18 protein-coding genes, 2 pseudogenes and 1 riboswitch are annotated in these 19,621 nt (G+C 59.0%); of the genes and pseudogenes, 12 read left to right on the top strand and 8 right to left on the bottom strand.

The window, feature by feature from the left end; genetic code table 11:
- The first annotated feature begins 672 nt into the window (after positions 1-672).
- Complete coding sequence (locus GJ668_RS14650) at positions 673-1,707, top strand: hypothetical protein (RefSeq protein ID WP_186343125.1); 1,035 nt, start codon at positions 673-675, stop codon at positions 1,705-1,707.
- A 59-nt stretch (positions 1,708-1,766) separates the two neighbouring features.
- On the opposite strand, the gene GJ668_RS14655 is transcribed toward GJ668_RS14650, so the two are convergent.
- From GJ668_RS14655 to thiC, 6 genes and pseudogenes are all read right to left on the bottom strand, one after another.
- A complete protein-coding gene (locus GJ668_RS14655) occupies positions 1,767-2,375 on the bottom strand; it encodes a hypothetical protein (protein WP_155450882.1) in 609 nt (202 codons plus the stop codon).
- 190 nt (positions 2,376-2,565) lie between these two features.
- A pseudogene (locus GJ668_RS21285) lies at positions 2,566-2,716 on the bottom strand (IS481 family transposase); the annotation flags it as partial.
- A gap of 51 nt (positions 2,717-2,767) precedes the next feature.
- Positions 2,768-2,973 (bottom strand): annotated as a pseudogene (locus tag GJ668_RS21290) (IS481 family transposase); the annotation flags it as partial.
- Between the two features lie 365 nt (positions 2,974-3,338).
- Positions 3,339-3,776: a D-aminoacyl-tRNA deacylase gene (gene dtd / locus GJ668_RS14665; RefSeq protein WP_155450883.1), complete on the bottom strand. Its 438-nt coding sequence runs from the start codon at positions 3,774-3,776 to the stop codon at positions 3,339-3,341.
- Positions 3,773-4,735, bottom strand: coding sequence for a prolyl aminopeptidase (pip, locus tag GJ668_RS14670; RefSeq protein WP_155450884.1), 963 nt, complete (start codon positions 4,733-4,735; stop codon positions 3,773-3,775). Before pip ends, dtd begins: the two co-directional genes overlap by 4 nt.
- A 16-nt stretch (positions 4,736-4,751) precedes the next feature.
- Positions 4,752-6,644 carry a phosphomethylpyrimidine synthase ThiC gene (gene thiC / locus GJ668_RS14675; protein ID WP_155450885.1) on the bottom strand — a complete coding sequence of 631 codons (1,893 nt, stop codon included), beginning with the start codon at positions 6,642-6,644 and terminating at the stop codon, positions 4,752-4,754.
- 173 nt (positions 6,645-6,817) lie between these two features.
- A riboswitch (TPP riboswitch) is annotated at positions 6,818-6,925 on the bottom strand.
- 113 nt (positions 6,926-7,038) lie between these two features.
- On the opposite strand from thiC, the gene GJ668_RS14680 reads away from it, so the two are divergent.
- Both GJ668_RS14680 and GJ668_RS14685 read left to right on the top strand, forming a co-directional pair.
- The gene (locus GJ668_RS14680) at positions 7,039-9,114 is read left to right on the top strand and encodes an EAL domain-containing response regulator (RefSeq protein ID WP_155450886.1); all 2,076 of its coding nucleotides are present in this window, start codon (positions 7,039-7,041) and stop codon (positions 9,112-9,114) included.
- Complete coding sequence (locus tag GJ668_RS14685; protein WP_246194915.1) at positions 9,111-9,746, top strand: hypothetical protein; 636 nt, start codon at positions 9,111-9,113, stop codon at positions 9,744-9,746. The genes GJ668_RS14680 and GJ668_RS14685 overlap by 4 nt, the downstream gene beginning before the upstream one ends.
- Positions 9,747-9,782: 36 nt before the next feature.
- On the opposite strand, the gene GJ668_RS14690 is transcribed toward GJ668_RS14685, so the two are convergent.
- Positions 9,783-10,850, bottom strand: a complete 1,068-nt coding sequence (locus GJ668_RS14690; RefSeq protein WP_155450887.1) for a class III poly(R)-hydroxyalkanoic acid synthase subunit PhaC — start codon at positions 10,848-10,850, stop codon at positions 9,783-9,785.
- A 46-nt stretch (positions 10,851-10,896) separates the two neighbouring features.
- Positions 10,897-11,967 (bottom strand): class III poly(R)-hydroxyalkanoic acid synthase subunit PhaE, encoded by a 1,071-nt coding sequence (gene phaE, locus GJ668_RS14695; RefSeq protein WP_155450888.1) that lies wholly within the window; start codon positions 11,965-11,967, stop codon positions 10,897-10,899.
- A 150-nt stretch (positions 11,968-12,117) separates the two neighbouring features.
- Between phaE and GJ668_RS14700 the strand changes: the two genes are divergently transcribed.
- The 9 genes from GJ668_RS14700 (at position 12,118) to GJ668_RS14740 (ending at position 19,565) form a co-directional block, all read left to right on the top strand.
- Positions 12,118-13,302 carry an acetyl-CoA C-acetyltransferase gene (locus tag GJ668_RS14700; RefSeq protein ID WP_155450889.1) on the top strand — a complete coding sequence of 395 codons (1,185 nt, stop codon included), beginning with the start codon at positions 12,118-12,120 and terminating at the stop codon, positions 13,300-13,302.
- 143 nt (positions 13,303-13,445) lie between these two features.
- Positions 13,446-13,907 (top strand): polyhydroxyalkanoate synthesis repressor PhaR, encoded by a 462-nt coding sequence (phaR, locus tag GJ668_RS14705; protein WP_155450917.1) that lies wholly within the window; start codon positions 13,446-13,448, stop codon positions 13,905-13,907.
- A gap of 96 nt (positions 13,908-14,003) precedes the next feature.
- Positions 14,004-14,366: a phasin family protein gene (locus GJ668_RS14710; protein ID WP_155450890.1), complete on the top strand. Its 363-nt coding sequence runs from the start codon at positions 14,004-14,006 to the stop codon at positions 14,364-14,366.
- A gap of 173 nt (positions 14,367-14,539) precedes the next feature.
- The gene (gene phbB, locus GJ668_RS14715) at positions 14,540-15,280 is read left to right on the top strand and encodes a beta-ketoacyl-ACP reductase (protein ID WP_155450891.1); all 741 of its coding nucleotides are present in this window, start codon (positions 14,540-14,542) and stop codon (positions 15,278-15,280) included.
- A gap of 189 nt (positions 15,281-15,469) precedes the next feature.
- A complete protein-coding gene (locus GJ668_RS14720) occupies positions 15,470-16,027 on the top strand; it encodes a Uma2 family endonuclease (RefSeq protein WP_155450892.1) in 558 nt (185 codons plus the stop codon).
- A gap of 10 nt (positions 16,028-16,037) precedes the next feature.
- Positions 16,038-16,790 carry a Nif3-like dinuclear metal center hexameric protein gene (locus GJ668_RS14725; protein WP_155450893.1) on the top strand — a complete coding sequence of 251 codons (753 nt, stop codon included), beginning with the start codon at positions 16,038-16,040 and terminating at the stop codon, positions 16,788-16,790.
- A 206-nt stretch (positions 16,791-16,996) separates the two neighbouring features.
- A complete protein-coding gene (gene petA / locus GJ668_RS14730; RefSeq protein WP_155450894.1) occupies positions 16,997-17,590 on the top strand; it encodes a ubiquinol-cytochrome c reductase iron-sulfur subunit in 594 nt (197 codons plus the stop codon).
- On the top strand, positions 17,590-18,834 hold the full coding sequence (locus GJ668_RS14735) for a cytochrome b (RefSeq protein WP_155450895.1): 1,245 nt from the start codon (positions 17,590-17,592) through the stop codon (positions 18,832-18,834). The genes petA and GJ668_RS14735 overlap by 1 nt, the downstream gene beginning before the upstream one ends.
- Complete coding sequence (locus tag GJ668_RS14740; RefSeq protein WP_155450896.1) at positions 18,831-19,565, top strand: cytochrome c1; 735 nt, start codon at positions 18,831-18,833, stop codon at positions 19,563-19,565. Before GJ668_RS14735 ends, GJ668_RS14740 begins: the two co-directional genes overlap by 4 nt.
- The last annotated feature ends 56 nt before the right edge of the window (positions 19,566-19,621 follow it).

Raw genomic sequence — 19,621 nt, forward strand, 5'->3', positions numbered from 1 at the left:
CAGGAACCGTTCACGGCGGGTCTGGTACTTCGGCTTCGGGGCGCGTTTCTTGGGCATCGTCGTCAGGCTGAGGGCGGTGGAGAACACAGGGCACAAGGGTATCACTCAGACCCCTTCGCCAAAACGGAATTGTTCAGCGTTTCCTTAATACATCTGGGGGCGCGAGGAACTGAGTGATGAGCGGGTATTCCGAAGAACGCCGAGCGCCGAGCGGCGATCGTGGCGAAGTTGCTGCCGCCGCAGAACCTGAGTCCGCGTGAGGTGGCCGAGCAGAAAGTTCTGTATCCTGCGCTCGGTGTGGGAAGCCAGTCAGCCCCTCAGTGTCAGAATACATGTCGCTTGCTCTTGCGATCTTTCTTAATACATCGAGTAGGCGAGGATGCTCAGATCCTGGTTCAAGGCTCCTGGCTGTTCCACAGCGACATGGGCAACATCCCCAGCACTGAAGCGGCCTACAGGCCACAGAGACCTGGTCATGGTCATCTTGTCCAACCCCAGTGCCAACCTGCACCCTGGCTTGTCTCTTAAGTGACTTAACACCGATGCAGGCGACAAGTATGCTGACAACTACCGCAGCTCAACGGTCGTAATACGATAAAATCATTAAACTAATAACCAAGGTTTGTAATGAAAATTTTAATAGCCGAAAAATGGCCTGTACACGAAGAATGCATGCCCGCTTATATTTATGCTTTAAACACGCTTAAAATAAAGCCGGACATAATGTATTCGGAACCCGCTTTAGAAAGCAAAGGAAACGTGCTTGATCATTACGTTGGATTAGATTATGAACTAACTATAAAATGGCGACATGACAAAGAAAAACAAATTGTTGAAAAAATATCAGATTCAAAATATGATCTTATAATTGCAAATAGCTTTCAAGGTCAGGCTCCGGATTTTTATCTGAAGTTTGAATCAATTGTTCTAGGCATCATACATCATTTTCCAGAACTGCCGGCGGATACCATAAAAAAAATAAACTTAATAAATAATAATTCAAAAAAACCAAAAGTACATTTAGCTTTTTTATGGGATTTTATTCCTAATGCTTTTTTTTATTTTTATTCTGACTTTTTGCACAGCGCAACGCATGTTATGTATTCTCTTGCGCCTCTTAAAACTACTGAAAAAAAATCATGTGATTCCATTAAAATCGCCATACCTGGCGGCATTAACACGAGTAATAGAGCCTATGAAATGTTAATAGATGGCTTAACAAAAACCAAGTTGGGTAAAAAAAATCTCAAATTTATACTTCCTGGAGGAGGCAAAGCAGAAGATATTAAAAAATTCAAAGACTTGTTGATCAAATCCGGATTAATGGAATTCTTCGAATTTAATGACATGCAAAACAATCAGCATAAAATAGCTCATGAAGACTACTATAGAAAAATAACACAATCAGATCTTATTTTACCTTTGATAAAAAAAGCATCACGATATCGTGATTACAGTATATCTTCAGCAATAGCAACCGCCTATAATGCCAGCGTTCTTACAGCAATGAATGCAACGGATTCTCATTTATATCATTTTCCTTATTCGCTAATTGACAGATTCGACTATACTTCTTTTCTAAAAAATCTTTCAGAACCCGATTTTTTAGAAAAATCAAACAATTATTTGACTAGCCAACAAAATTCAATGGCAAAATTATTGAATAAGAATGTTCAATCCATGGCTAATTTATTAGATTCCATATGATTAGGAAATAAAAAATCGGCAGAATATAAAATTCTGCCGATTTTTTGACTTGCGAGATTCTACTTTTCTAAAGTCGTTTTTAATGCATTTAGCTCGCTTCTCAGATCTTCATTCTCTTCTTTGAGATGAATGACATAAAGCGCAAGCTCTTCGACTTTTTCCAGTGTTTTTACACTAACAAGCCCTAAATTATGACCATTTTCTTCGATATCTGCCGCAGTCGGCATTCCCGGAAGATGACCTTCTTTCTCAATGAATTGCTTCAAATCAGCAATTGGCATCAATGAATAAGATTCTTTGAATACATAGTCTGGCCAAATCTCACTTTCTGTTCCAACGATCATTTGGGTAGATTTCATTGTTCCTTTAGCAATCAAATCTCCGCTTGGCATTATAGCAATTACATCTCTCCACCCGGAGCCATTGTAATGCGTGAACAAAATTTTACCCATCGTTGGAGCGCCGCCAAAGATGAATTTAAACTGGCCTTGACGTCCAGGGTAACCTGTGGATGACTTACTGTAAGATTCAAGATTTCCACCACCTGACCCTTCCCAACCAAAGTCTATTCGACCTTTAGCAACTTCGTTATCATGCACAGCACCAGTTTGTGCTAAAACAGGCGAAGAAATAATCGCGAAACAAATAAAAGCAAATAGGGTTTTCATAAATTCTCCGATTAACAAACGCAAAAAATCGCGAAAATTGATAGCGGCCTCAAGAGCGCACAGCCACTTTCAGTCGTTGCCGGTTCTCCGTAACCCGGACTTTTACACTTTAAATCCGTTTACCAACAAATTAACAATTCTAAAACTAAATTTCAATCACAATACAAGCACTCAGGCTTGTGTCAAATACCTAGAGATTGTAGACACGTTTTTTGAAGAGTGCAGGGTGTTTGTCGTACCAGTTCTTGAGCGCCTGGATCGGGGTGGTGTGGTTGAGAGATTTCTGCGGAATGTGTTGATTTGTAGGCTTGGACATAACGCTCGATACTCTGAGTGAGGCTGTCGGCTTGAGGGTTTTGACCGGACGCGAGTCCAGGTCGATGGGGGGGCTTGAGCACTTGGAGGTTAGAGACGCCATGACGGCGCAAACGGCGATCAAACCCCGAACGCGAGAAGCGGTACTGATAAAATCGTGCGTGATGGCCAGCAGGTCATCAAGTGGCAACAACAAGGTTTTACGCAACTCCATCAGCACGACCTCCTGGGTAGGCATCAGACGCGTGCTGTGCGAAGCGTCCTCGGTGCTTGAGCGTCCTCGCGCGTCGGCCGCGTCGACTCATGGATCTCACGTCGGACAGCGGACATGGTACGCACGTTTTTATGTAGACGGATAACCATCGCGTGCTAAACCTTTATCGTGTTCTGGATAGACTCGCTGGCCGATTCTCAAACTTCAAGCGCGGTCCGCTGGAGCACCTGGCGGGCGAGGAACAAAGGATAACTCCTTCGCGGTACATGATCACACGGGACGCAACACCTACAATCTCCAAGGGTTTGACAGACTAATTAAATCTGCTATTTAGCGGAGATCGACATAAATCCTAGCACTTTGTTGGTGAAATGCTAGTAAGTATTTATACTCAATTCGAATTAAACACTAATAGTGTCGTCGGGCGTTCGGATTCAGCTTTCGAGCCAGAAGGTCACAGGGCCGTCGTTGATCAGGCTGACCTGCATGTCAGCCCCGAAGCGTCCCGTAGCGACCCGAGGATGGGCCGCGTGCGCGCGTTCGACCAAATGATCGAACAGCCGCCGCCCCTCATCAGGGGCCGCGGCGGACGTGAAGCTGGCGCGCGTACCCTTCTTGGTGTCAGCGGCCAGCGTGAACTGCGGCACCAGCAGCAGACCGCCGCCGATGTCGCGCAGACTCAGGTTCATGCGATCCTGCGCATCGGGAAAGACCCGATAGCCGAGCAGCCGCTCCAACAGCCGCTCGGCGCGTGCCTCGTCATCGCCACGCTGCACACCGACCAGCACCAGCAGACCGCGCTCGATGGCACCGACCGTCTCGCCCGCGACCACCACGCGCGCCTCACTGACCCGTTGCAGCAACCCGATCATGCCAGCTCGCGCGCGAAGCGATCCGTCGCGGCCACCAGCGCGCGGCGGATCCCAGGCTCGAACGCCGAATGCCCGGCATCCGGGACGATCTGCAACTGGGCCGTCGGCCAGGCCTGATGCAGCTCCCAAGCCGAGCGCATCGGACAGATGAGGTCATAGCGTCCCTGGATGATCACACCTGGGATCTCCGCGAGCCGCTGCGCGTCGCGTAGCAGTTGATCCGGCGCCAGAAAAGCCCCGTTGACGAAATAATGACTCTCGATGCGTGCCAGACTCAGGGCCACCTGCGAATCAGCGAAATGGGCCTGGACATTGGGATTGGCGAGCAGGGTGGCCGTGCGTCCCTCCCAGATCGACCAGGCGCGCGCGGCCTCCAGCCGAACGGCGGCGTCCTCGCCCGTGAGCCGCGCGTGATAGGCCGCGAGCAGATCCGTTCGCTCGTCTTCCGCAATGGGCGCCAGGAAGTCCTCCCAGAGATCGGGGAAGACCCAGTTCGCCCCCTCCTGATAGAACCAGCGGATCTCCGCCGGACGGCAGAGAAAGATCCCGCGCACCACCAGCGCCGCGACCCGTTCGGGATAGGTCTCGGCATAGGCCAGAGCCAGCGTCGATCCCCAGGAGCCGCCGAACACCAGCCAGCGCTCGATCCCGAGCTGCTGGCGGATCAGCTCCATGTCAGAGACCAGATCCCAGGTGGTGTTGGCCATGAGTGAAGCATGCGGCCGCGAACGCCCGCAGCCGCGCTGATCGAACAGCACGACTCGATAGCGCTCAGGATCGAAGAAACCGCGATGCGCCGGTTCGCAACCGGCGCCCGGTCCGCCGTGCAGAAAGATCGCCGGAAGGCCATCGGGACGTCCGCATTCCTCGACATAGAGCCGATGGCCGTTGTCGACGACCAGCTCATGGACGGCGAAGGGTTCGGTGACTGGATAAAGGTCGGTGGCCTGGGTGTCCATCGGATGCCGCTCCTGTTCAGACCGCCTTGTAGATCGCCGCGCCATCTTCGCGGAACTCGCGCGCCTTCTCGCGCATGCCTTCCGCGACCGCCGCCTCCACGTCTTCGATCCGCTGATTGGCGGCATAGTCACGCACGTCCTGGGTGATCTTCATCGAGCAGAAGTGCGGGCCGCACATCGAGCAGAAGTGCGCGACCTTGTGCGACTGATGCGGCAGGGTCGCATCGTGATACTCCCGCGCGCGCTCGGGATCGAGCGAGAGATTGAACTGATCCTCCCAGCGGAACTCGAAGCGCGCCTTCGACAGCGCATTGTCCTGAATCTGCGCGCCCGGCAGCCCCTTGGCCAGGTCCGCCGCATGGGCGGCGATCTTGTAGGTGATGATGCCTTCGCGCACGTCCTCCTTGTTGGGCAGGCCCAGATGCTCCTTGGGCGTGACATAGCAGAGCATGGCGGTGCCGTACCAGCCGATGTTGGCCGCGCCCATGCCGGAGGTGATGTGATCGTAGGCCGGGGCGATGTCGGTGACGATCGGGCCGAGGGTGTAGAAGGGCGCCTCAAAGCAGTCGGCCAATTCCTTGGTCATGTTCTCCTGAACCATCTGCAAGGGCACATGCCCCGGACCCTCGATCATGACCTGGACGTCGTGCTGCCAGGCGATCTGGGTCAGCTCGCCCAGGGTCTCCAGTTCCGCGAACTGCGCCGCGTCATTGGCATCGGCCAGCGAGCCGGGACGCAGCCCGTCGCCGAGACTGAAGGCGACGTCATAGGCCTTCATGATCTCGCAGATTTCGGCGAAATGGGTGTAGAGGAAGTTCTCCTGATGATGCGCCAGACACCATTTGGCGAGGATCGAGCCGCCGCGCGAGACGATGCCGGTGAGCCGGTCGGCCGTTAGCGGCACATAGCGCAGCAGGACGCCGGCATGGATGGTGAAATAGTCCACGCCCTGCTCGGCCTGCTCGATGAGCGTATCGCGCATGATCTCCCAGGTCAGTTCCTCGGGCCGGCCGTCGACCTTCTCCAGCGCCTGATAGATGGGCACGGTGCCGATCGGCATCGGCGCGTTGCGCAGAATCCACTCGCGGGTTTCATGGATGTGCTTACCGGTCGAGAGATCCATCAGCGTATCGCCGCCCCAGCGCGCCGACCACACCATCTTCTCGACTTCCTCCTCGATCGACGAGGTCAGGGCCGAATTGCCGATGTTGGTGTTGATCTTCACCCGGAAATTGCGCCCGATGATCATCGGCTCCAGCTCGGGGTGATTGATGTTGGCCGGGATGATGGCGCGTCCACACGCGATCTCCTCGCGCACGAACTCGGGCGTGATGGTCTCGGGAATGGCCGCACCGTGGGACTGACCCGGATGCTGGCGCAGGAGCTTGGCGTAACGCGGATCGGCGCGTAATTCATCCAGACGCATGTTTTCGCGGATGGCGACGTATTCCATCTCGGGCGTGATGATGCCCTGACGCGCATAGTGCATCTGGGTGACATTGCGGCCAGGCTTGGCGCGCCGCGGGGTGCGCAGATGCTCGAAGCGCAGATGAGCGAGTTGAGGGTCGCTCTGGCGTGCGCGACCGAAGGCGGAGGTCGGGCCGGAGAGTTCCTCGGTGTCAGCGCGCTCGCCGATCCAGCTCGAGCGGATGTCCGGCAGTCCGGCGAGCAGATCGATGCGTGAGGCGGGATCGGTATAGGGACCGGAGGTGTCGTAGATCAGAACCGGCGGATTCTCTTCCACGTCCGCACTGGTTTGGGTCGGCGTCAGGGCGACCTCGCGCATCGGTACCCGGATGTCGGGACGCGAGCCGGTGACATGGATTTTGCGCGAGTTCGGAAAGGGCCGTGTCACCTCCTCGGAGAGCTGGGCGGTCTTGCGAACGAAGTCTTGCGGAATAGCGCTCATCAAAATTCCTCGGAGGCGGATACGCGGCGCCTGGGCGCCTGGGATTGAGTCAGAGATCGCTGGCGGGGCCTGCCTGCACGGCAAAACCGGGCGGCCGACATCGGCGGAGCAGGGAAGGCGGATGGAGAGAGTGGCCTGGCGCCTGAGGCGCCTGGAGCCGTGATCGAAGGGATCGAAGCTCTCGCCGGCTTTCCTGCGCCGGCATGATCCGGGTCAGGTTCGAAGGGTTTGTTCTCAGCCCATGACGGACGCTGACGTCATGGACACCCCCAGCAGCATTTCAGAGTTGCACGCTAGCGAAAGGGGATCGCGATTTCAATAGACACCCAAATGTCTCTACAATTTCAGCGCGTCTCTTTTGCGCGATTCAAAGGCTCCAGGTGACACAGTGCCCATGACCAATGCCGAATCAAGCGGTCGCGTGTATGTGTTGAGCACACACACCGCTTTGATGGAATCCTTGTGCCCCCGGCTCCAATCGCACGGGATCGATGTCCACACTTTCTCGGATGTCAGCACGCTCATACCGGCGACCTCAGAGGTCGCTCCCGAGGTCATCGTGCTCGACCTGGCACTGATCCCGGGCGATGAGCTGCTCAAGACAGTGTGCCAGCAGATCGCCGAATCCACGCGCCGGCGTCCAAGCCTGATCGGTCTGGCGGCCGCTCAGGAGCATGGCGAGGAAACACTCGCGCGCCGCCTGGCCGCGCGCCGTGCCGGTCTCGTCAGCTATGTTGCCCGGCCGGTGTCGGTGCGGCAGCTCGCCAGCCGGATTCTGGCGCTGTGCGGATCCCTGGAATCCTCCCGCTACCATATCCTCTTGGCGGTGGAGGATCCCAACCTGGGGCGACGTCTGGCGCCCATACTCGCTGCCGTCGGCATGACGACGCTGATTGTCAGCGATCCCATGAAGCTCCTGGTGCGCCTGCTGGCCTTCAAGCCGAACCTGCTGCTGATGGACATGGATTTCTCGCAGGTGTCGGGCGTCGAACTGACGGCCATCATTCGCGATGATGACCAGTTCCATGGTCTGCCGATCCTCTTTCTGGCCGACGAGATCGATCCGATCCGGCAGTTGTGGGCGCTCAGAGCCGGCGGTGATGGCTTCATTCCAAAGTCGGCGGGGCGTGAAGTGCTGGTCGCCGCGATCGAACAGCAGTTGCGTCTGTCGCGCTGGCTTCAGGACCGGCTCATGCTGATGAATCGTCGCGAGACGGCTCGTGGTTTCCTGCCGCGCGCGGTCTTCATCTCCTATCTGGAGCGTCTGCTGCACACCTGGACGCCGGGGAGCGAGCGACAGGGGCTGCTGTTGCTGGATCTGGATTCGAGCCAGCGACTGCTGCAACGGCTGGGACATGGCGGGGTCGAACGTCTGCTGCGCGAGTTGGAGCAGTCTCTGGGGCGGCATCTGACCGTGAATGAAGCGGCCACGCGCCTGGACGATTTCCGCTATGCCATCCTGACGCGCCGCGATGATGCCGAAAAACTCCAGGCGCTGGCCGATCAACTGCATGATCAGGTCCATGGACTGGCGGCGCGGGAGCCGGCGAGCGTGCGGCCGCTGACGCTGAGCATTGGCGTGGCCTCGTTCGATCCGCCGCCGGCCGATCTCCAGTCGCTGATGTCACGCGCCGAGCGGGCGGTCCAAAGCGCTAGCGAGGCGGGTGGTGATCGGGTGCATGTCTGGTCGCCGGTCACCACCGAGAGTACGGCTGTCATGACCGAGGCGGTGGTCAGTCGTCTGGTGAAGACCGCCCTGGCTCAGGATGGACTGCGGATGCTGTTTCAGCCGATTCTCCCGCTCGACTCGCATACTGAGGGGCTCTATGAGGCACAAATCCGCTTGCGCACCCTGAGCGGTGATGAACTCTCGCCCGCTGATTTTCTGGCTGTGGCCGCGCGCGCCGCGCTGATGCCGAGCATCGACCGCTGGGTGCTGCAACGCACCTGGCAGACGGTAGTCGCACAGACGACCTCTGGTCAGCCGCCCCGACTGTTGCTGCATCAAAACCTCGCGACACTGATGGCCTCGGATTGGTTGAATTGGCTGAGACAGCAACAGAAACAAATTGCACCGCTTCAGAGCCGAACCGTGCTTGAATTCCAGTTTGCTGAGATTCGTCGACGGCACCGTGAAGCGGCCGTGCTGTTCGGGCGTTTGGCGGAGCAGGGGATCGAGCTGTGTGCCGCCAATGTTACGGGCAGCGAGGCGGAGGCACATGAACTCGCGCGACTCGGTGTGAAATTGGCCAAGCTGACCATCGCGGTCGGCCGGTCGACGGATCAAACCTATCTCGTCAATAGCATACAGACGCTGCGTCTACACGGAGTCGCCGTGATCGTGCCTGGCATCGACAGTCCGGACGATCTGCGGCGCGTTTGGATGTGTCGGCCTGAATACATTCAGGGACATTATCTGCAATTGCCAAGCCCGGACCTGAACTTCGATTTTCAGACACTCATCCAATGAAACCCAATGATCTGCGCTTGAGCCATGTAAACCCGCTGCCCGAGGAGCCTGACGCCAGTGAGTCGCATGCAGCGCTCCACACAGGGCGGCTGGTTCTGACGCCGTCCGATCCGCATCTAGCCCCGGACATCGGCTTGCTGGTCGAGGGACTGGCCCAGTCTAGCCTGCTTGGTGTGGCGCTGGAGCGCGAAGCGGGTCTGGCCTTTGCCATCGGACCGAACTTTCTGAGTCTGCTGACCTTTGCCGGCTGTGCTGTTCAGCTTCGCGATGCGCCTCAAACCGGCGCCCATTTTTCGCACATCCGGATTCCGCCGCTCAGCCCGCATCCTCGTCTGGTGGTCGGGCGCAACACCCGTGCGCCGCGCTGTGCGGGCTGTCGTGCGCCCTTGTCGGATTGGCGCGAACGCGTCGATCACTGGGCCGCGCATCTACATGCCGGGGTGCGTTGTCCGGCCTGTGGCGAGACGCGCCCGCCCTGGCTCTGGGACTGGAAACAGCACGGCGGATTCGGGCGTGTGTTCGTTCAGATCGAGGAGGTCTTTCCGGGTGAGGCGGTGCCGACCCCGATGCTCTTTGAGCAGCTGATTCGCGTCAGTGGCATCGGCTGGCGACATTTTTACATCCAGGATTGACCCCCGTGGAGCGGGGGTCAGGCATGGAAGCGGCGGTTAGCGTTCGTTCAACCACTTACCGATGGCGGGCGTGACTTCCTTCTGCGCCTTGCCACTGACATAGATGCCGATGTGACCGCCGGGGAAGGCCAACTCGGTGTAATCCGAGCTGCTGGTCAGACCCTTGAGCGCCTTGGAGGCATCCGGCGGCACCAGATGGTCCTGGAGCGCGAAGATGTTGAGCACCGGGCAGGTGACGTCCTTCAGGTTCACGTCCTGTCCGCCCAGCCGCACGCCGCCGTTGATGAAGCCGTTGTTCTGATAGAAGTCCTTGATGAACTGACGGAAGGTCTCGCCGGCCTGGTCCGGGCTGTCGAAGATCCATTTCTCCATGCGCAGAAAGTTCTTGACCTTGTCCGGGTCGTCGAGCAGGTCGACCATATTGACGTACTTCTGGCCGGTCAGGCTGAACGGCTTGAGCGACAGGAAGGTCCAGTTCAGCAGCTCGCCCGGAATGTTGCCCATGGTGTCGACCGCCAGGTCGATGTCGACGTTCTGCACCCAGGCTGAGAGCAGGTTGTCCGGGGTCTTGAAGTCGACCGGCGTGACCATGGTCACCAGATTGCGCACCTTCTCCGGGTGCAGCGCGCTGTACATGAGACTGAAGGCGCCGCCCTGGCAGATGCCGAGCAGATTGACGCTGTCGACGCCATGGGTCTCGCACAGATGGTCGACACAGCGGTCGATGTAGCCGTTGATATAGTCGTCGAGCGTGATGGCGCGGTCGGCCTGATCCGGATAACCCCAGTCGATCAGATAGACATCCTGGCCGGTGGCCAGCAGTCCCTTGATGGTGGAGCGGTCTTCCTGGATGTCGGTCATGTAGGGCCGGTTGACCAGGGCGTAGACAATCAGCAGCGGCACGGGCTGGGCCTTGGGTGCACCCTCAGGCCGGTCATAGCGATAGAGAACCAGCTTGTCCTCGCTGTAGACGGGCTGCTTGGGGCTGACGCCGGTATCGATGGCCTCGGCGTTGAGCAGGTTCTCCATGCCCTGGCCCAGCTTGCGGCTGTAGTCGAGCATTTCCTGACTGAGTTTGTCCGGCCGAATATCGATGGGGAACATGATCTCTGTCCTCGTGGTGTTCGTCTGTATGAGCGGCGTTCAGGCGTTAATCGGCCGGATTGGTCTTGGTCGTGCGCCGACGCGCCGGTGCTTTGGCAGCGGGTGCGGGCGACTTGAGCGCCGTGGTCGGCGTGCTCACCGGTTCCTCGCCGGCCAGGGCCGCGACGCGCCGCTCCAGCGTGTGCAGGCTGTGGCGCAGGGACTTGTTCTCGCGACGGGTCTCCTGGAGTCGATCCTGGAGCGTGCGCAGTTCGCTGCGGGTCGGCATGTTGAGCGTGCCCAGGTTCTCGTCGACCAGGATCGACATGCGCTTTTTGAGCGCCATCTGAGCATTGACCAGACGGCCGTGGATACGGGCGTATTCGGGAGTCGCGACCTCGTCGGCATAGGCTCCTTCGCAGCAGGCAACCCAGTTGTCATAGAGCGAACGCGCCGAGTCGATGGTCTTACCGCTGTCGATGACGCCCTGGATATAGGTGCCCATACGCTCGACCGACTTCGCACCGAGCTGGGTGTAGACGTTGGTGTATTCCTGGAGCGCGGCCTGATACTCCATGGCACTGCGCATCAGTTCCTGATACTGGCTCTGCTCCTCGCGCGTGTAACCGAGACCGGGCGCGGAGAGCGCGCGGTTGAGACTGTCCTTGAATTGATCATGGGGCATATTGCGCAGCGCGTCGCCCGGCAGCGGCGACATCGAGGACATCATGCGCTGCCAGTTGTCGAGCGGCAGCTCCCAGAACGACATCAGGCGCTGCATGGTGCTGCCGCTGTCGTCGAGCGAGCCGGTGAAGCGCTTCTGCATGTCTTCGAGCGTCTTGGTCCAGAGTTCCAGACCGTTGCCGGCGCTGCCCTCGTCGGCGCGCTGGCCGAAGCTGTCGGCCAGACGGAAGAAGTTCTTGCCCTGATCCATCATTTTCTCCATGAAGGAGCGCGACAGATCCGGTGCGGCGGGTGCCATGGCTTTCCACCATTGATCCATGGCGGATTCCCAGGGCGTGGTCGTGTTCGACTCGGCGTCCATGCCCATGGCCTTGCGGCTCATGGCAGTCCAGTTGTCCCAGTATTTACGTTGCAGTTCGAGCCAGTCGTCGTTGAAGAAATTCGTGTTGGTCATGGCCGAGCCCTCCTCGTGGCGCGTGGTGTTAGGCGAACGGTATCATGTGAATTTGTGCACTGCAACAAAGGCGCGTAGAATCCGCCCGTCGCGACCCCATATCGGGGATGCTCATCCACTTCACAAACAGATTGAGAGGACATCCACGCCATGAGCGAGAACATCGTCATCGTCGACGCCGGCCGCAGTGCTATCGGAACCTTTGGCGGCAGTCTGTCGTCCCTGTCGGCCACCGAGATCGGCACCGCCGTGCTCAAGGGTCTGCTGGCACGGACCGGAATCGCGCCGGATCAGATCGACGAGGTGATTCTCGGCCAGGTGCTGACCGCCGGCGTGGGCCAGAACCCCGCCCGTCAGACCACGCTGAACGCGGGTCTGCCGCATTCGGTGCCGGCCATGACCATCAACAAGGTCTGCGGCAGCGGTCTGAAAGCGGTGCATCTGGCGATGCAGGCGGTGGCCTGTGGCGACGCCGACATCGTCATCGCCGGTGGTCAGGAGAGCATGAGCCAGTCGTCGCACGTCCTGCCGCATTCGCGCGACGGTCAGCGCATGGGCGACTGGTCGCTGAAGGACACCATGATCGTCGATGGTCTGTGGGATGCCTTCAACAACTACCACATGGGCACCACCGCCGAGAACATCGCCAAGCAGTACGGCTTCAACCGCGAGCAGCAGGATGCCTTCGCCGCCGCCTCGCAGCAGAAGACCGAGGCCGCGCAGAAGGCCGGTCGCTTCCAGGACGAGATCATTCCGATCGAAATCCCGCAGCGCAAGGGCGATCCGAAGGTGTTCGCGGCTGACGAGTTTCCGCGTCACGGCACCACGGCGGAGTCCCTGGGCAAGCTGCGTCCGGCCTTCGCTAAGGACGGCAGCGTTACGGCGGGCAATGCTTCCGGCATCAACGATGGTGCGGCCATGGTGGTGGTCATGAAGGAGTCCAAGGCCCGTGAGCTGGGTCTGACACCGATGGCCCGTCTGGTGGCCTTCGCCAGCGCCGGTGTCGATCCGGCCATCATGGGCACCGGCCCGATCCCGGCCTCGACGAAGTGTCTGGAGAAAGCCGGCTGGACTCCGGCGGATCTGGATCTGATCGAGGCCAACGAAGCCTTCGCGGCGCAGGCGATGTCGGTCAACCAGGATATGGGCTGGGATCTGTCCAAGGTCAACGTCAACGGCGGCGCCATTGCCATCGGCCATCCGATCGGCGCATCTGGCGCGCGTGTGCTGGTGACCCTGCTCTATGAGATGCAGAAGCGCGACGCCAAGAAGGGCCTGGCAACACTCTGCATCGGCGGCGGCCAGGGCGTGGCGCTGGCGGTCGAGCGGATGTGACGCACCCTCCGTCGGCCTTGAGCCGGCGGACTGAGCCATTTGAATCGCTCCATACAGCGAACGCCCTGCTGATCCCGGATCGGCGGGGCGTTCGTGTGATTGGGGTAGACTTGCCGAACGACCAGCCGAACCGCCAGGTGCCCATGAACAGCGAGCGCATCATCAAGAAGTACCCTAACCGCCGCCTCTACGACACCGAAGTCAGCCGCTATATCACGCTCGCCGACGTGCGCGATCTAGTGATGAGCGGGCAGCCCTTCCGCGTCCTCGACAGTGCCAACGACAGCGACATCACCCGCGCTATCCTGCTCCAGATCATGCTGGAGGAGGAGAGCGGCGGGGCGCCGCTGTTCAGTGCCAACATGCTGGCCCAGGTCATCCGCTTCTATGGCGGTACCCTCCAGGGCACCTTTGCCCGCTATCTGGAATCCTCGCTCGATCTCTTCGCCAAGCAGCAGCAGGAAATGACCAAGGCGCTCACCGACAATCCCTTCGAGACCGTCACGCGTCTGACCCAGAAGAACGTCGAGATCTGGGCCGACCTGCAGGACGAACTCATGCGCGCGGCCGGTTTTCCGGTCGCGCCGCGCAAGAAAAAAGAATAATGAGGATTGCAAAAATTGCGCTTGACGGCGGTGCATCACAGCTTTATTGTGCAATGCAACATTGCTGCACTGCACAAACCTTACGGAGAGATCATGATGAACACCACCGACAGCCTCAAGACCGTCAACGAGTGGACCAACAAGAGCGTCGAGCGCATGACCAGCTTCGGTGAGCTGAACGTGCGCATCTTCGAGAAGATGGCCGCCCGTCAGATGGACGCCGTGAACCTGTACATGGATCACAGCATGCGTCTGATGACGCTGGCGACCGAGTCCAAGGGCTACAATGACCTCTTCAAGGGTCAGGTCGAGGCCACCAAGGAACTGAGCGAGCGCGTCATGGCCGATAGCAAGGCCACCATGCAGCTCGTCGGCGAAGCGCGTGACGACTACCGCGTCTGGGTCGAGAAGAACCTCAGCGAAGTCAGCGAAGACCTGCGCAAGAGCGTTGCGGTCTAAGGCGCTAGCCACGGCCATCGCGATCCAGGGATGGATCGCCATTGGTCATGCTTCTGGAGCGACCGGGAGCACGCCCAATGGACTAAAGGCTTCACCTTTCCTGCCCCTTGGTAGTAAAGTGTCCCTGACGTTCGACGATTCTCAATAATTCCAACAATCTCTGGAGGAAATCCATGGCTCGTATCGCACTCGTCACTGGCGGCATCGGCGGCATCGGCACTTCGATCTGCACCCGTCTGGCAAAGGATGGCTGCACCGTTGTGGCGAACTGTCACCCGTCCGAGGCGGCCGCCGCCGAGGAGTGGAAGCAGGCGCGCGCGGCCGAGGGTTTCGACATTGCGACCATCACCGCTGACGTGTCTTCGTTCGAGGATAGCGCGCGCATGGTCAAGGAGATCACCGAACAGTTCGGCCCCATCGATATTCTGGTCAACTGTGCCGGCATTACCCGCGACAAAACTTTCAAAAAGATGGAGCAGGCGCACTGGGAGGCCGTGATCAACGTCAACCTCAACAGCGTCTTCAACGTCACCCGTCAGGTGTGGGAAGGGATGCTGGAGCGCGGCTTTGGACGCATCATCAACATCTCGTCGGTCAACGGTCAGCGCGGCCAGTTCGGTCAGGCCAACTATTCGGCGGCCAAGGCCGGTATGCACGGCTTCACCATGGCGCTCGCTCAGGAAGGCGCATCCAAGGGTGTGACCGTCAACACCATCTCGCCCGGCTATGTCGAGACCGCCATGACACTGGCGATGGATGACAACGTGCGCAACAGCATCATCGGTGGTATTCCGATGCGTCGCATGGCTCAGCCCGCCGAGATTGCCGCCGCCATCGCGTTCCTGGCCAGCGACGAAAGCGCTTACATGACGGGCGCTAATCTGCCGGTCAACGGCGGTCTGTTCATGCACTGATTTCAGATCCAGTCGGGCGCAACAACCAAGATCAATCAAGCCCGATCGCTACGGATCGTACCGAGTCCTCCTCGTCTCTCTCATCATGAGACGTTTATAGCCCGGCGCCCGCCGGGCTTTTTTTTCGGTAGAATCGAACGCGCCTCGCCCGTGATCTAGAACACATTTCGTCACACCAGAGCGATACCGATGGAAGCGTTCAAACTCAAAACCCTCGACGATCTGCTCGCCGATCCCGAGGAGCGCATCGAGCTGATCGATGGCGAGATTGTGCAGCGACCGATGGCGCGCATGGAACACGGATTCGTGCAAAGCAATACGGTCGCTGAACTCGATACCTTGCGACGCACTTCCGGCCCCGGCGGCTGGTGGATCGCGACCGAGGTCAGCGTCAACTACAGCATGCATCAGTGCCCGGTTCACGATCTCGCCGGTTGGCGCAAGGGGCGACTGCCGGAGCGTCCGCGCGGTGTTGTCGAGATCACGCCGGACTGGGTGTGCGAGATCGTCTCGCCCGGCCATGAGCGCAAGGACACGCTGACGCTTTTTCTGCTGCTGCAACGCCATCGCGTGCCCTATTACTGGCTGATCTGGCCCGAGGATCGCTCCCTGGTCGCCTGGCAGCTCGACGGAGACGGCTACCGGACCATCGCCAGCCTCACGGCGACCGGCGATGAGGCGCTCAAGCAGCGCATCCCGCCCTTCGATGAGCTGGAGATCGACCTGGGCTACATCCTTGGCGAATGAACGCACGGTAATGACTGAACTACCTGATCTGATCGAGTATTGCGATAACCTGCTCGACGCCGCGCGCTTCGCTGACTATGCGCCCAACGGCTTGCAGGTCGAGGGCGAACGGCCGGTTCAGCGTCTGGTGTCGGGCGTTACGGCCAGTGCGGCGTTGATCGAGGCGGCGATCGCCGAGCAGGCCGACGCCATCCTGGTCCATCACGGCTGGTTCTGGAAAAACGAGAACCCCTGCCTAACCGGACTGAAGGGACGGCGCGCAAGGACATTGCTCAGGGCAGGGGCAAGTCTGATCGCCTATCATCTACCGCTCGATGCTCATCCCGAGCTTGGCAACAACGCCACGCTTGGCCAGCGTCTCGGATTCGTGGAGACGGAACCAACCGCACTGGCCAATGGTCTGCTCTGGGTCGGTCGGCTGGCCCAGGCTATGACGCCCGAGGATTTCGCCGCCCATGTTTCGCAGCGGCTCGCACGTCCAGCACAGCGTATCGGGCGTGAGACCGGTTCCATCGAGCGCGTCGCCTGGTGCACGGGAGGTGGTCAGGGTTATATCGAACAGGCCGCCACTCTTGGCGTCGACGCCTTCCTGAGTGGTGAACTCTCCGAGCAGACCACACACCAGGCGCGCGAGCTGGGACTCTGCTATCTGGCGGCTGGCCATCATGCAACGGAACGCTATGGTGTTCAGGCACTTGGCGCACATTTAGCCGAGCGTTTCGGGCTCTGGCATCGGTTCGTCGAGATCGACAATCCAGCGTGACGGGCGCCCGGCGCGGCGCCGGTGAGGATGGCTGTATTCGCTCCGTCCTTGACCAATCCCGCTGAAATCACGGAGAATGCGCGGTCGATTTTGCATCGATCGTCCTATTTTCAACTTTTCCACCTGAAGTTTCATCCAAGCTGCGTGAGGTACCCGCCTGGGGTTGGCCGTGGGCGGTGCTCGCATCAGCCGGGGGATATTGGCCTATGAGCGCGCAAGGCGTGAACAAAATGAGGCGACGAGTACTCGTTGCCGCGACCAGCGTGGTCGGTGCCGTTGGTGCCGGCTACGCGCTCGTCCCGTTCGTCGCATCCATGAATCCGAGTGCTCGCGCTCGGGCGGCCGGTGCGCCGGTCGAGGCGGACATCAGCAAACTGGAGCCGGGCGCCCTCCTGCGCGTCAAGTGGCGTGGCAAGCCGGTGTGGGTGGTGTATCGCACGCCCGAGATGCTGGCCGCCCTGCCGAGCAATGATCCCAAACTGGTCGATCCCAGCTCTGATGTGGATCACCAGCCATCCTATTGCAAGAATTCCACGCGCTCGATCAAGCCTGAATATCTGGTCGCGATCGGCATCTGCACCCACTTGGGCTGCTCGCCGACCTATCGGCCTGAATTCGGCTCCGAGGATCTCGGATCCGACTGGAAGGGTGGGTTCCATTGTCCCTGTCACGGCTCGCGTTTCGATTTGGCCGCTCGCGTGTTCAAGAACGTGCCGGCGCCGACCAATCTTTGGATTCCGAAGCACGTTTACCTCAACGACACCACCATCCTCATTGGTGAGGATCGAGGGAGCGCCTGATGAGTGCTGAAAAGACCGAAAATCTCAGTTGGATCGACAAGCGATTCCCACTGTCGGAGACTTGGCGTAACCATCTCTCCGAATACTATGCTCCGAAGAACCTGAACTTCTGGTCGTTCTTCGGCTCGCTGGCCATCCTCACCCTGGTCATCCAGATCGTCACGGGCGTCTGGCTGGCCATGAGCTACAAGCCGGATGCCACCCTGGCCTTCGCTTCGGTCGAGTACATCATGCGTGATGTCGACTGGGGTTGGATCATCCGCTATATGCACTCGACCGGTGCCTCGATGTTCTTCATCGTCATCTATCTGCATATGTTCCGTGGGCTGCTGTGGGGTTCCTACCGCAAGCCGCGCGAGCTGCTGTGGATGATCGGTGTTGTCATCTATCTGGTGATGATGGCGACCGCGTTCTTTGGCTATCTACTGCCCTGGGGACAGATGTCCTATTGGGGCGCTCAGGTTATTGTCAACCTGTTCGCGGCGGTTCCGGTCGTCGGTGAAGATCTCTCGGTGTGGGTACGCGGTGACTATGTCATCTCGGATGCGACCCTCAACCGCTTCTTTGCTTTCCACTTCCTGCTGCCCTTCCTGCTGGCCGGCCTGGTGTTCCTGCACATCGTGGCCCTGCATCACGTCGGATCCAACAACCCCGATGGCATCGAGATCAAGGACGGACCCAAGGGTAACCGCTGGAGCGACAAGGCGCCGGCTGACGGTATTCCGTTCCACCCCTATTACACCGTTAAGGATTTGATGGGCGTGGTCGTGTTCCTGGCGATCTTCAGCTACATCATGTTCTTCAACCCGACCATGGGCGGACTGTTCCTGGAAGCACCAAACTTCCAACCGGCCAACCCGATGCTCACACCGCCGCATATCGCGCCGGTCTGGTACTTCACGCCGTTCTACGCCATGCTACGCGCCGTGCCGCCGATGTATGGTTCGCAGTTCCCCGGCGTGGTGGTGATGTTCGCGGCCATCCTCATCCTGTTCGTGCTGCCCTGGCTTGATCGCAGCCCGGTGAAGTCGATGCGCTACAAGGGGCCGATCTTCAAGTGGGCAACCGGAATCTTCGCGGTCTCCTTCGTCGCCCTGGCCTGGCTGGGCATTCAGCCGGCGTCCGACCTCTATACCCTGCTGTCGCAGATCTTCACGGTGCTGTATTTCGCCTACTTCCTGTTGATGCCGATTTACAGCTCGCTGGATAAGACCAAGCCCGTTCCTGAGAGGGTGACATCATGAGAAAGCTGATCCTGGCCACCCTGTTGCTGCTGGCGCCGACGGCCCTGCTGGCCTTCAGCGGCGGCCCGCATTTGGAACCCGCCAATATCGATCTGCGCGACCAGACCTCGTTGCAGCGCGGCGCTAAGTACTTCATGAACTACTGCAACGGCTGTCATTCGCTGCAGTACATGCGTTACAACCGTCTCGCCAAGGATCTTGGCATTGACGAGATCGCGCTGCGTCAGAACCTGCTCTTCGGCGATGCTAAGCCCGGTGATCTCATCACCAAGTCCATGGCTGACAATGATGCGCTCAAGTGGTTTGGCGTGGTTCCGCCGGATCTGACGCTGGTGACGCGCTGGCGCTCGCCCGATTGGGTGTACACCTATCTCAAGAGCTTCTATCTGGACGACACGCGCCCCTATGGCGTCAACAACGTGCTCTTCCCGCTGGTCGGTATGCCGCACGTCCTGGGCGATCTCCAGGGGCGTCAGCAGGCCGTCATGGAGCCGTCGCACGAGCCGGGCGGCGCGCCGATCATCGCGGGTGTGAAGCTGGTCGAGGAAGGCGGGTTGTCGCCGCAGGAATATGACACCATGGTGCGGGACATCACCAACTTCCTGACCTATGTCGGCGAGCCATTCCAGTTGGAGCGTCAGCGTCTCGGTCGCTATGTGCTCCTGTTCCTGGGCTTCCTGTTCATTCTGGCCTATCTCCTCAAGAAGGAGTTCTGGAAGGACGTCCACTGATCGGCCCACAGCGGCGACCCGCGAGGGTCGCCGCGCTTCGTTCTCGCCTTGCCAAC

It is taken from the genome of Allochromatium palmeri (assembly GCF_009720725.1).
Taxonomy (GTDB): domain Bacteria; phylum Pseudomonadota; class Gammaproteobacteria; order Chromatiales; family Chromatiaceae; genus Thermochromatium; species Thermochromatium palmeri.